The organism is Sphingobacterium sp. UBA6317 (assembly GCF_002440385.1).
GTDB classification, from domain to species: Bacteria; Bacteroidota; Bacteroidia; order Sphingobacteriales; family Sphingobacteriaceae; genus Sphingobacterium; species Sphingobacterium multivorum.
Genome location: NZ_DJTD01000021.1, coordinates 1 through 14,630, shown reverse-complemented (window position 1 = coordinate 14,630; position 14,630 = coordinate 1). Strand labels below are relative to the sequence as shown.

General features: G+C 34.8%; 7 protein-coding genes. 2 read left to right on the top strand and 5 right to left on the bottom strand.

Going from position 1 to position 14,630, the window contains the following annotated elements:
• Positions 1-553: 553 nt before the first annotated feature.
• The gene (locus B3E92_RS05730; protein ID WP_286895775.1) at positions 554-1,120 is read left to right on the top strand and encodes a helix-turn-helix domain-containing protein; all 567 of its coding nucleotides are present in this window, start codon (positions 554-556) and stop codon (positions 1,118-1,120) included.
• A 225-nt stretch (positions 1,121-1,345) separates the two neighbouring features.
• Here B3E92_RS05730 and B3E92_RS05725 read toward each other — a convergent pair whose 3' ends face one another.
• From B3E92_RS05725 to B3E92_RS05705, 5 genes are all read right to left on the bottom strand, one after another.
• Entirely contained in the window at positions 1,346-5,122 is a 3,777-nt protein-coding gene (locus tag B3E92_RS05725) for a hypothetical protein (RefSeq protein WP_286895772.1), read from the bottom strand.
• A gap of 594 nt (positions 5,123-5,716) precedes the next feature.
• Positions 5,717-8,935 (bottom strand): hypothetical protein, encoded by a 3,219-nt coding sequence (locus tag B3E92_RS05720; protein ID WP_286895767.1) that lies wholly within the window; start codon positions 8,933-8,935, stop codon positions 5,717-5,719.
• A gap of 97 nt (positions 8,936-9,032) precedes the next feature.
• Positions 9,033-11,186, bottom strand: a complete 2,154-nt coding sequence (locus B3E92_RS05715; RefSeq protein WP_286895764.1) for an ATP-binding protein — start codon at positions 11,184-11,186, stop codon at positions 9,033-9,035.
• A gap of 18 nt (positions 11,187-11,204) precedes the next feature.
• Positions 11,205-12,383 carry an SIR2 family protein gene (locus tag B3E92_RS05710; RefSeq protein ID WP_286895761.1) on the bottom strand — a complete coding sequence of 393 codons (1,179 nt, stop codon included), beginning with the start codon at positions 12,381-12,383 and terminating at the stop codon, positions 11,205-11,207.
• 36 nt (positions 12,384-12,419) lie between these two features.
• Positions 12,420-12,797, bottom strand: a complete 378-nt coding sequence (locus B3E92_RS05705; RefSeq protein ID WP_286895758.1) for a YbjQ family protein — start codon at positions 12,795-12,797, stop codon at positions 12,420-12,422.
• A gap of 268 nt (positions 12,798-13,065) precedes the next feature.
• Here B3E92_RS05705 and B3E92_RS05700 point away from each other — a divergent pair, with 268 nt between their 5' ends.
• Complete coding sequence (locus B3E92_RS05700) at positions 13,066-14,376, top strand: hypothetical protein (RefSeq protein WP_286895757.1); 1,311 nt, start codon at positions 13,066-13,068, stop codon at positions 14,374-14,376.
• Positions 14,377-14,630 lie beyond the last annotated feature (254 nt).

Genomic DNA, 14,630 nt, shown 5'->3' with positions numbered 1-14,630 from the left:
AAATGGTCATAATCCTACCCTTTCCTCGCGTTGGTGCTGGATCAGGTCATTAGAATAACTCGTAGAAATGTTCCGATATAGTAGTCTCTAATTGGTTACACAAAGCAGATGATATATTTACAATGACACTTTTTTCGGATGGTCATACAGACCTCTAGTCTTAATAGAACTAAGGTGGATTGGGATTAATCGAATGTTTGTTTTTAATAATCATAACTCACCTTTTAAGGTTATTTGGTGAGTCTCAAATAAGGTAAAAACGTGGGTTACTACCTTGCATTATTCCCCGGGTCTCACTCCTTCGAACTCAGCAGACGATAGTACCCACGCCTTTACCGTTGCTAATATAGCAAATAAAGGCATATGGGTGCAATCTATCGCTCTCGTGTTCGATTAAAATGTGAGACTTGGGAAACGAGACTCTTAAATTACACTAGCAGACTTAATAAATTATAAGTCAGTAAAATATTATAACAAATATAGGTATAAATATTTTACAATAAAAGTAAATTAATGATAATTTTTAGCGTAAGTTTTTAACGGAATTTGTCTTATGACAAACCAAGACAAAACTTATAATGAGCGTTTGGCGAAGAGATTGCGTGAAATTATGAATATTTTAGGAATGACAGTATCTGGATTCGCTGAATTTATTGGAAGAGATTCATCACATATATACGGTATTCTAAATCTTACCCGACCATTTAGCCATGCTTTAGCAGAGGATATCGGTAAGAAACTGAATGTAAACGGATCAAAAATACTTAATCTTAACGTTCCTGTCTCACAGGGTATTGCTAAAACAGAAAGTGTTCATGAATTTAATAAGGATAAACGGAATAACCCCGGATACTTCTCAAGTACACTGACTGACAGGAGCATTAATTCATTTATTTCAAGAATTCTTGTAAAGTCGTCTTTTCTAAAGGAACCTCGGTATTTGAATGAAATTGAACTTTTTGTTTGCTCCGAGTATAGGAAAACGTTCACTAATGATCAGCTGTCCAAAGCTTTAAGATATTCTGTAAAAAAGGGAGTTATTAAGAGTGCCAAAAAGCCGATTAAACTAAAAAATGGTGGTGTAGGAAAAAGATTGGTCGATGTGTATTGGGTTGGTTAAACGGGAAATGCATTTACTGATTTATTTTTTTAATCGCTTCAACCGCTTCTTCCATGTCTTGTCCTGAAATAGCTTTACAATTTAGTGTAAAGCTATTTCAGGACAAGACGATATGTTTTTGTCATTTGTTCTTTTACTAAGCAAAGGAAAGTCTGTTATATGGAATAGCCTATTCACTATACAAATGGCAATGAGCGATATATTATTCCTTTCCAGTTACCCCTCTCAGGATTGATCCATAAAGTCCCTTTTCTCTTCACTTTTTATATCTTGTTTTTTCCATTTTATTTTTTGCTCAAAGTAGGCGATATGTTCCGCGTAGTCCAACAGGTCAGGCAGGGCTTTAATCATGTTTATAATCTCCAAATAGAAATCTATTTTTTTCTGATAGACGGGAACCCAACTTCCAACAGTATTTGCTCCGCGACCAAAAATAATTTTTTTTGTTATTTCAATATCCTTACGCAATAAAAGCAATTCCCTGTAATAAAATATTAGCCAATCTCTATAGTCGTTATAAACGACTTCGATCAGTATAAGTATCATTTTATCGTTATCGAAGTGTTTATGTGTCAATTTTAAAATAAATGATTTTACTTTTTCCTCGTAGTTTTCATCAGAAATTCTCGATTTAAATAAATTGAAAAAAGCATCTTCATAACTAAAGCTGAAGCGTTCTTTTTCTAAAATCTCCAATAAAAGGCTTTCGATCAATTCTTCATATTCCGGGTATTCCCATAATAAGCTGGTGTTGACATCGCTAAGATCTATTTTTGCTAAGTATCCTAAGCCCACAATATCGGACTTGAAGCTATGGTGAATAAAATATCTATCCAGATTAAGAATGGCTTTTAATTCCTTTTCTTCATAATCAAAATCAGGATCGATTTCATATTGTGCCCAATAAGCGCTTTTTAACAAATCGGTATGGCTGCTAAAATAGGATACACATTCTGAACAAAAATCATAACCAAAATCTCCCTTCGTGCGACCGTTTTTAGACAGTATAACACTAGTGAGATAGGTAATGATATTGTGCTGCTCTAGTTCTCTGTTGCCTGTCTTATATGCCTCAAATGCTGTCCAGTATTTTAAATAGTCAGACATGTGATGGACATTGACAGAATTATCATTATTCTGAAAGAGTTCTAAAAGAAGTTTGATAAAATGTTCGTTTATTTGTCCTTCGGGCAGTGATGTTGCCAATACTGATTTCCAGAAAAATTTTTCTTTAAACTCATAGCAATCTATGATATGCAACAAGTCTTCACCTTTAATAATGCCTTCCTTTAGGGGGATATGAAAAACTGCGGAACCTAACGGAAAATTTACTTTTTCATTAAAGTGCAGTCTTAATGCACTTTCAAAATATGATCTATCTTTGCGGGCTATTGCTAAATAGATCGCCGTTACGGATGGCTCAATGTACCATCTAGTACTGGCCTTTTCTTGATTATAAAGTACATTGATATATATTAGATGCTTTTCTAAACTAGGCCAGTCATTTATATTTACAAAATCTTCTATTTCCTTTTGCTTTTCTTTTCGGCTTTCTGTTAGAGATTTACTTCTGTCCATTCTATCCAATCTTAATAAGTTGGATAGCTTTATTATGTCGGAATTGATAAAATTGTTCCAGCTCTCAGGAAATTCCGTACCAATTTTTGAAAGATGTTCAGAAAGAGCGATCACAAATTTACAGTGCGAATATTGAGCGCTGTCCAATTTATCTGATATAATCTTTTCATACATAGGTAATTCATCGACATAAATACTTTTATCTATATCTCCTCTTGGAGAAACTATTTTTGCTAATAACTTAGGAAATTGTTCATTTTCGGCATCAAAGAGATGGTAGAGCTGATTGAGCATACGTGCTCTTAGATACATTAGTGCTTCCGATTTATACAAATCGAAATTGTAATATGTAAACTCATGTCCTTTGGTTGGCCCATATTCTGTAAAGTGCCAGCCAAAAAATACTTCCGATAAATTAAGAAAGATACCATTTGCAATTACCCTTTGGGAGCCAGTCCATTTATCGTCCAATAGAACATCGAATAGCAGCTGTTGTCGCCTATAGCCTCGATGTAGGTCTTGAACCTTAAAGCTAAAATGATCGTGTAGAAACTTTAATATTTCAGGTATTCGACTAGGTTGTTTATAGGCCAGCGCTAAAGTCAGTTCCAATGAAGACTTAAACAATTCATTGGGGTGATGCCAAAAGTCTTTTAAGAGCTCAAAATAACTAGAAGCGTAAACATGGTCATCATTCACGTAGTTGAAAGTAAATGTTTCTGGCAAATCTTCTTGCGGAATACTTTGGATCCATTTTCGTATATAAACTAAACAATCGAGGCCTTTATAAAACCAAAACAGATTATAGAATGCGTACTCTTGGTGATCGGACGTAAACTGTTCAGCAACCTTGTTTAGATGGGGTAACACAAGGTCCTTAATATGTTGATCGGTAAAGGTATTATTTATGTCGATGAGGGTATTTCGTATCTTATTTGAATACTTTTCGACAAAAGTGACAATCCAATCCGCGTAGTTAATCACAGCAGACCTGTCGTCAATGAAGCATTTATAGAATGCGTAGCTTGCCAAAACCTGATCCGATACTCTCACTACTTCATCCGCATAAACATCTACGATTTCGCTGTTATGCAATTCAATGATAGCCGCCCAAAGCCCATTCCAGTCAACCCCAAATTTGGAAAAAAGATCTTCTTTTATTTTTTCATTGTTTCTATCCAAAACTCCGAAGAACGAAACAATAGCAAGAGATTTCAGAATAAGAGGGTCATTGAAAATCCCGATTTCTTCGGATATCTTTTTAAAATACTTCTCATATAGGAGGACAGGACTAGTCAAGTAGTTGGTTTCAGCATCGGGAGTAACTGAATAGGTTGCCATCAATGCCACTCTTGCATTTCCTTTAGACAAATCGACTATTTTATGTTTAATATCCGTATGATATTGAAGATCAGGTAATGCTGAGACAATTATTTTCTCAATTTCACCATTCTTAAATTCGGAAATATTAAGCTCTTTAAAGGTGTAGTGATCCAACTTGTTTGATATCTGCCTTTTTACGTAGTCCCTGGAGGTAATTACCAGCTTCGCAGAAAAGCTGTTTGGACCCGCTAATTTACTTAAGAGGTATTCAAGATTCGCGACTGATTTGTTGGCATCGTCGAATAGTATAATGTATCGCTTGCCAGGTAAAAAGAGATGCTGGTAATCGTCCCAAAGAGATACTACTGAACTCTGAATAACAATGGGAACATAATCCTGTTTGGAAAGCTCCTCCAAAATCTTTACAGCTAATTTTGATTTGCCCACGCCTGGGCTACCTGTTAGCAATAAGATGTCGTACTTGATTAATGCTTCTAAGCTTTCTCCAAGTTCTGTTTCTCTACCAATAAACTCGTTGGTAAGTGAAGGCTGTAACCCTTTTTCCGTTTTTAGGAGAAAATCTTCAAGCGGGTAAATTTCTCCCTTGATTGTCTGAATGCCCAAATATTCTTCCGCCAATTTTGGTAGTTCAGAGATGTCCATTGGTAAATTTTGAATATTGAATAGTTCAAGTTTTGCTTCAGTGCAGTATGAGCTGACTTTGGCATTTAGCAAGCTGTGTTCTTCAACCGTAATCTTCTCATTACACGCTAATACTACTTTTGCAATTTTCTCATTAGGGATTCCTGTTTTTCCTTCGTCAAAACAATGGTCAATATCGTTGCTGAGCTTTTGGAAGAAAGATTTATTTTTTTCCAGTTTTTCTTTAGTTGTGCATTCTACAAATATGTATTTGTTGTTGTCCTCGTCAAAAAAGAAAGAATCTGGCGTCCCTTTGCTTGTTTTTTCCTTCGCTACGACAGCACCAGGAGAACCGATAAATTTATAGCCCTGCAAATATAATAAGTGATTTACAAGAGTTTGAAAAACTGCATCATTTATGGACTTAAGGGCATTTTCTATCTGAGTGAGGGTCTTCATACAGGTCGTTACATTTTTGTAATAAAGATACAAAATACTATCTCCTTTGTTATGCTAATACGAACAAAAGCCGCGCTATAAATCAGTTTTTGTTTATCCGGTATTTACTTCCTGATAACTAAATGTGCAGGCCCGGATCACTTAGTAAGCGTTCCATTTTGTGTTGAGGGCTATCTACCGCCCTTCCGACGAACTACCTACTAGAGAGGGAGGCAATTTGAAGATGGTACAGCAGATTCCAACTGCATACTTTTTGAGATGCTGGCGTCCATGTTGTTGATGGATGAATATTCCGACAAAAGTGGTTCTTCATCAATTTTGTCGGAATATTCACCCGGAGATCAACTGTCTAAAGCTCTCAGATATTCTGTGAGAAAAGGAGTCGTAATAAGTGAAAAGAAACCTAAAGACAGGTAGGTGGTTATTGGATAGAATAAACTTTGCGCGAAGTGCTAGTTACGGCGCTATTAGAAAGTTTGATTTCTGGGCCGAGGTCATAAATCTGACCAGCGAAAGTTACCGCATAAAGAACCGAAAATCTTTCTTTGAACCTTATCATTTAATCCACAAAGCAGCTGTAAATTCATCGAAACACTAGATCTCAAATTTAGAAAGCTTTATAAAAACTTTATAACTCTCGGCTGCTGATACAAAATCAGCAGTACTTCCATAGACTGATAGCATTTCGAGGACTGTACCTGGCCAAAAATAAAGTGCAGAATAAAAAAGACCGCTTACAGTCCTAGCCGTCATAGCGTTAAACAAAATCTGATGCAAGTTTTGTTTGACCAAAGATACTGGATACTGATTGAACACTAACGAACTCACCAATGAACTCCCATGCTCGTCTAAATATGTGGCAAGCTTTGTTATAGGAATATCTTTCTCGATAATATAGTCTAGATCGTCCAGATCCAAGACTCCTCTATCCCATTTTCGAATCTTATCTAAAGAATAAGATTGATCATTATTGGATTTATCAACTATCAGCGGAATTTTAACCTTCGTCAATCGAGCAGCCATTGGCGATTTTTCGGGGAGGCGAAGCCTAAACCCCGTAACACGTAGAATTTCTCCAAATTGGCTCAACCATTTAGAATCTAATACATACCTACAATCCCTAAGATCCAGTTCTTGGGTAAACCTATTTTCATCAAGCAGCTTTCGTATCGCTTTGTTAAACAGTGCAATTGAAAATTGATCAATATAGATGGGTTTCAACAAGAACCAGTCAATGATTAAGTCTTCTATCTCAAAATTATCTTCCAAAAAAGGAATAATATCTTCTGGCGAATAGTATGAAATAAAGTCAATTAAAAGTCCACGAAACTCTTTTTCGGATATATTTTGCATATGAGAAATTATATCTACACATTTCTCCCGATGCAACAGCTCTCTCCTTTCCAACGTATACAAAGCAGAAGGCGTAGAAAATAACGAGTAATCTCGACGATTGTAGTATTTACTATAAAAATGAAAAATATTACTAACGTCTATAGTTCTATTTTGATGTGCAGCCAACCTCAGATAGTTATGCACTAATTCACACAAATCAAAACTGCCGAGCGCTTTATGTTTTTCAATAAGCTCCTCTAATGTCAAAGTGAGTAGGTCGTTATCTTCGCCTTTGATCGAATAACCGAGATTATAGAGCAGCTTCTTAACATCGTTAAATATCCATGTCCCTTTGTAGGCCTGCTCACTGTTAGCTTCAACGTATTGCTCCATTATAAACTTCACCCTCTCCTGATCGCCGTCTTTTAAGAAAGACATAGCATCTGACAAAATAGCGTTTACGTTATATTTTAAATCATGTATATAGGTATTAGTAAGTATATATGTTAACTTTTTACGAAAATCTCCTTTTTTGCCTAAAGCTTTTGATACTCGCTTATCGGTAAGTGGTTGGCTATAGTTAATAAAGTACCGTCGCTCATTTTCAATTTGAGCTTCAAAGTCTGAAAAGAAATGTTTACTATTGAAGGTATCAAGGTCTTTTGCACGCGCTAAAAAAAGAGGATTGTTAGTTTCATAATAATACATCATTCCAAATAGATAGGCAGAACTGGTAACATCCTCGCAAGTGTAGCCGTGATCAAGTAGCACTTTGACATAGACGTAATAAAAGTCAAACTGTGCAGAAAAATGGTCTCGGACAATTAGATTTTCGATCAGTGCTAGATCGTAATATTGAACGATGTCAAGGACACCGGAATCTGATTCGGAGAGAATTAATTTGAGTTGCTCATAAAACGTACGAATGGATTCCACATCGATGCACCCGTCAATAATTCTACGATAGGTACTGATCCAAGCGTATAGTTTAAGTATGATCTGTCTATCTTTCAAACTAATATCAAAGAGTGCAAACCGGCTGAGAAATCGATTTTCGAAGGAAGTCACAGATCTCATCACAATCTTTGAGACTTTCTTACTCAGCTCTTGGTATCCCGATCCAAATTTACGCAGATATGTAGTTAAGCTATCATGAATAAGTGATACCCTATTTAATCTACGCTCAAAAAGATAAGGGTAATCCCGTATAAACTCTTCTACATACGGGGCTTCTGCACCAAGAAACAGCTGAAGCTCCGACGCCATTATAAAACTTTTGGTGCATAAAAAAAGTAATAATGCCCGCTTACTTTTTTCCTTTTTTATAATCTGCTCGTAATAGGTATCTATGGAACCTATGTTGTCTAACTGTGGCAGTTCAAAATGCTGTTTATAATGCTCTGCTAAAAATTTAACAAGAATGGGATATCCCTGAGTTATTTCAAATATTTTCTGTTTTATTAGGTAGTCATCCAGACCAAAGAGGTTTTCGAGAACTGCGCTAGTTTGAGATGAAGTCCAATTTTCGAGAACTTGCTTATTCCATATCGGCTGCTCTACCAGCGGCCTTGAAAAAACAATTATTTTACATAGCTTGCTGACCTCTTCTATAAAACTGATGTATTTAGAAAGATCACCTGCTTGGTAATTTTCAATATGATCTAATCCATCAATAATCAAAACCGTCTGTCTCTCTTTCAGTCCGTGCAAAACCGCATCAACACCTCGCTCAATCCGATCAGAAAATATCTGCTTGGAGATGTCCTGAATAAAATTATTGAATTTTAACCGCTCCTGATAGTGTGGGTCTTGATTGGAAGTCCAAAACCTGTACAAAATATGTCCTAAATAATGCTGTGAGATCAAGGTAACATAATGACTCTTTCCTACCCCTGGTTTACCCTCTACAAGAAGTAATTGGTGATCACATAACAGATTCAGACCTACATCCACCGTTTCCTCTAAAAGATCCGTACTATAAATATCAAGAGAAGGCAATTCTTCCTTACGGATCTGCCAAATTCTGTCATCCTTTATTTTATTGAAATACTCATAGATTACCGCCTTGCGTCGATAATCATTTTGATACAACTCATTTATACATTCATCTGTCTCTTCTCTATTCAAAGAAACGAGGTGGACACCATCAACCAAATAGGATGGAAATCCAAGAATTTGGGAGTTAGACTGATAATCGTATCTACGGAAAAATACAACGTTTGTATTAGTTGACAGTGGATAACTATCACCGTTGATAACGATACCCTCAGGCACCACGGTAACACTTTTAACCTCCGCAAAATCTTTAATTTGAATCTGAATAATCTCGTCAGGAAAGTGCAACACTACATCATCAAATTTATCAGGTGTAATGGCCTCTATTTCAATCTTTACGATCTTACGCTCAACATCCATAATAGCAATGAACATTGTAGCAATATGATCATGATATGAATAGCCACTATACGCGTTTCTCATAGGCTATATCGATGTTTAATTGGATCCAAACAATTTGATTTCATCAGTCTCGCTAATGATGAAAAAACAACATATCGCAGTCATTTGATATTACTTATTAAAATGGTAATTGATCTTCTGAATCATCAACTTCTTGATCACCTTCTTCTAGCTTTTCTTTTACTCCTAACCATCGATTAGCCACTTCTTTATAAGGTATATCCGCATCTCCTAACCAGTTCTCTATGTATTTTGGATTATGGCTATTAGGAGTTGGATAGACATCATCAATTCTGACTTGAATAGGTGCGCGCACACAGTCTCCTGTTATTATAGCATGCTGCTGTGGTATTACTGGAAGTTGCTCCAAAATATCAGCATTTGCACTAGAAACTAAACCTTGTATATATCTCTGATCTTCTGGATTTTGTAACCGATGAATAATAAAAGAATTACATTGAGACAAAACTGTTTTCGATAATTCAGACGGTCGTTGGCTGCTTACTATCAGCGATATACCGTATTTTCTCCCTTCGCGTGCAATTCTTTCGAATACTGTTTTTGCAACAGAAGGCTTATTTTCCGCAATATAATTTTGAGCTTCTTCCAAAATAATAACTATAGGATATTTCCCCCGATCACTTGGAATAAAGTAAGATACAAATTCTAATATTATCCTACCCAATAAAGCTGTTACCGTTTCTAAAACTTCAAATGGAAGTTGAGAAACATCTAACACACTTATTTGATGAGTCTTACCTGCGTTTAGCGGGATAATGGTATCATTATACTTTTTCACAAAATGCTCTTGGTTATCTTCGGAAAAGACCTTATTGTAATCGCCCAGAATAAACGCTAAAAATTGAGGTAAAACGGTCTTATTTACTTCATCCATATTTTTCAACATCAAAGGAATAGCCATCCTTCTATCGTTGAGAAAACTGTTCATTCTTAAACGTAAAGTAGATATAAATTCATTTAGTCTATTATTTCCCGACCCTTCATTTATTATAGCTGCATCTAAAAACTTTTTACAAAGCTCTTGATAACTAAAATAGACTGGCAAATCTATATTTTGAGAACTAGTAATTTGAATATCTATATTTTCTGTTAATAATACATCTAACCTAGCTTGGATTGACGCTCGAATTGGAGTTTGTAATGCTGCATTGTTAAAATTGACCTGAGCCCCCAAGTTTGCTACTAAATCAGCCATTTCTACTTCAAACTGCCGAATAGCTTCAGCAATATTTAGAATCTCGTTGCTTGTTAACCACTTCCATCGTCCGTACTCTTGAAATCCAGTTCTTTTTTTTAACTCCTCACTCGTAGAATTTAATATACTTTCAATATCTGCTTTCAAGTGTAATGGTAGAACAGCAACGGAACTAGTTTCTTCATCATTTTTAGCAAGTCCAATTGCACTATTTAACAAAGGAGCTTGGGTAGCATCACTTGGCTTAAGAAGAGATCGAAAATCAGCCCAATTCATTAACCAGTATGGGACTTGGACTTTATCCTCTCCGCCATAATAGCTAGCATTAATTAATTCTAATTCCTCCTTAGATGCAAGAGGCATCTTTTCTAAGGTTTCACCTTCTGGAAGAAAAGCATCTTTGTATTCACCGTTCGTGTCAAAAATGACTATATGAGCATTTTTCAATTTACTAGCGTTGTACTCATATTTAAATAGATTTCTCAAAATAGAAGTTAGTGTACAAGATTTCCCAGAACCAGTATTTCCTAATATGGCTGCGTGCTTAACAAAAAACTGATCAGGTGATATCTTTACTTTATAATCAGTAAAAGCAGGAGATGTCCCTATTGGTAAATAAAAATCCTTATCGAATTCAATTTGTTGCTCTATCGATTTATCATCAAAAATATGCCTTAAATCCTTTTCAGTAACATACCACACAGGATTATCCAAAGTCGGAAAATTATATACTCCCTGAATAAACCTTTCATTATCATTCTTCTTTGCTATAGTACCTAACATAGTCGCGGAAATATACCTTGCAGATGTTGGCAAAGATATTGTTGTCAAATTTCTTCCAAATTCGACTTCTTCTTTCATTGTCACGCGCGTTATTAAAGCTACCACTCGATCTGCACCCACCGGTATAATTAAATAAGAGTTAATTCGTGCAACTTCATAAATGTCTAATACCCCACTTTTATACGCACCTCTAAGTTCTTCTTCAACTTTGATGAAAACCCTGAAGTTATCTACGGAGAGGACGCGTCCTACTAATCTGTTATTATTACTCATTACAATTTGGAATAGATATTAAAATGGCAATACATCGTCATTCTCTGGATCATCTTTTTTTGCTGGATAAAGTTCACCTAAGGTTTTAGCTACATATACTAGCTCATCTTCTTCATACAAGTCTGGCATTACCTTATCTACAAAACTCACAAAAGTTGTTTGGTTATCATCTTCCTGATCTAAAATTATTATTCTTTTATCTCCTAATTTTTTCAATTTTTCAATTTCTGATTCGAGGTCGATATTTGGCGAAAAATTTGCAATAATCAGTGTAAAGGATGGTATCGACAACGCTTGCTTAATAATATCATTTATGTGTTCATCATAAAATGAATATCCAACACATACCAATACGGACTGAGGTTGGTTTATAGCTTGAGAAAATTGTCTGAATAATTCTGAATATGGTAAATCCAAAGTAAAAGACTTCTTACTTACACATGGATAAATCATAATCTCGTTATCTTCATCGGGAGTGAAATCACCATTTAATGATATTTCCTTTATTCCATATGTATTTGAAACTGTTGACGGAGTTGATATCCAAGATAAAGATCCGTGCATTTTATAGTATCTCAAAACCTTCTCTGCTCGATGTACTTTGCCGATTACACTTTGCCCAGGATAATACAAATCATAATCATACACCTCTGGTCTAAAACACCTATTATGTACTCCCATAAATCCATTTACATAATGTACGCCTAAGTTATCTAAAGCATAATCGAAAGCCATATCGTAGTTCGTTGTAAATAGATTAGCTCTTTTCAAATGCACTGGTCTTTGTAAAAGCTTTTTAATTAAAGCTTCATGATAATGATACCTATTGTGTTTAAGCTTTTCATCACTTGCATAAAATTGTTGAATTGTTGTCTTATTAGTATCACACTGTTCAAAAAGCCATTTTTGCATTTTCGCCATAGACGAATTCAGAGAAGAAACATCTTCCTTCTTCATTTCCTTAAGATACCTATCCGCTTGTAAACAGTTGAACAGATCTTCATAAGATGGATCTGCATCTTCACCAAAATAGCGAGTTATTTCCTCAAGGCATTGATTTTTCAACGCGATAGGTATTGTTCGAATTACAGGTGCTCCCAAGTGAAAACTTGAACCGGCCCCAAACAAAAAGCTAACATTCTCTAGTTCAAGATATTTCTTTATTCTTAGTTTTATATTTTCAATTGATTCCGTCATAATTTTGGTATATAATGTCTTTCTACATCTTCACCCTTAATTCAGCACTAATTCACATTGGTAACAATCTTCTACATCAGAAGAAGGAAAGCCACAATTCTCTATAGCTTTTCCTGATATATTTTGATGTGCGCTTTCTGAACCCTTTCTAGGGGGTTCGTTAATATCCACACTAAGCCCGATAATAGCATCAGCACGAATTGCCTGAGCACGTTGCTTGAGCGTTGCGGTAACCCGCTTGTACATTTCCTGCATCTTCTTCTCATAGCTAGTAGAGCGACCGCCAAAGAAATCGACATAGCTGGCCCCTATATCCCTAAAGACAGTGGTACCGATGACTACATTGGCTGCTATGGGATCATTATATCGTGAAATCTCTCTCCCTTCGATGGAATTGGTCGTGGTTACTATCATGGTATGCTACTTTTCAATCGGGCAAGGTTAATACCCAAGCCTAATATACATTATTTATTCTGAATTAATATGTTTACAGATATTAACTTTCAAGATTATTACAAACTGTAAGACTAAGGTATTGTTTTGAAAGTAGGATTGGATACGGGAAACCGTATTAAAAAAATCAAAATACTAATTAATTTAGCTTTCTAAGATTTTTGTGTACTTTTGTATCAGATATTTACGATATCACCTTATACATAACTTTCACTTTTAAAACACTTTAATGCTAAATAACAGAGAAATTGTTATAGTTTTTTTTACCCTTTTAATAGTAATTATCCTTCTGCTATTACGAAACAGCAGGCCTTTGGTAATTAGAGTTATAAAAGCTGTTTTTTCAATCAAATTAATCACAGTTTTCACTCTCGCCATTTGTTATATTATACTATCTATAATTCTCTTATCACATTTGGGATTTTGGAATAAAGATCTTTTTACAGCATCAGCTATCTGGTGTTTTTTTAGTGGATTTCCTTTAATAACCAAAATACTAAAATCCGAAGATATCGTTAAGTTTTTTAAATCGATTATTCTGGAACATTTTAGAATACTTGCATTTGTGGAATTTATCATAGGTGTCTATACATTTAGTTTAGGTTATGAGTTACTATTAGCAATATTCGGTTCAACAGTGCTGACTATAAAGTTATTTTCTGAAAAGGATCCAAAGTATATCAAAGTAACTAAATTAATGAATAGACTTTTAATAACACTAGGTATAATATTGATCACTAATGTTTTAAAAAAAATATATACTGATAATACAACACTTTTTAATATCCAAAATTTAAAGCAAATACTTCTACCATTGATTTTAACTATATTATTTAGTCCATTTATATATTTAACCAGAATTTATTCTAAGTATGAAGATTCATATTTTGTATTCAAACGGTTTATTAAGGATGAACAGCAATTACAGTATAGTTTTTTCATGGCTATGATTCATTTCCGCTGTGACACAAAAGTATTAGAGCGGTGGCGCACTCATTGGTTGAGAGAGCAACCCAATGACAAAAATTCAATATTAAAAAGTATCAATGATTTAAAGGAATTAATAAAGAAAGAAATGTCTGCTCCTCTAAAAATACCTCCCAATGAAGGATGGTATCCTTATACTGCGAAGGATTTTCTTTCAGACCAAGGTTTAAAAACTCGTTATTATGAAAATCATACAAATGATAACGAATGGTTTGCTATCTCCGATTATAAGCTTATTAATTCAAATCCAGTTCTCCAAAACACTGTTACCTATACAGTATTGGGTGACGCAAATACTGTTAAAAGACTTGAATTGGGCCTAATGGTTCGCGATCTAACAGAAAGAGCACAATCGATCAAAACCTTCTGCTCTGATGTGTCTACCTTATATGCTTTGTCTTTGAATCAGAGTATAAATGAACAACTGCTTCTAAAGATCATGAATAACTCAGAATTTAGTATTAAGATGAATAAACTTCATACCGTAACTTTTACAAGTGAACCTTTAGTTTCTCCGGGGTTTTATTCGAAATTTGTTATGGAAATCGTTTAGCATTTTTATTTTTTAATAAAAGCTCAGAGATTATAATAAAAGCTTAAATTTATTATTTAGTCATCAATAACCAAGTTGTAAAATATGGAACCTTTTTTACTCGTCTGTACCATATTGGGTGCAATAGCCAGTGTTGTCGCAATTCTAGCTTACAGAAATGACCATGCTAAAAAACCTAAGGAAGAAAAAGAATTTTTGATTTTACAGTTTAATAGTACTAGAAGCTTGTCTTTTGCATATTCCGGTGATGTTGA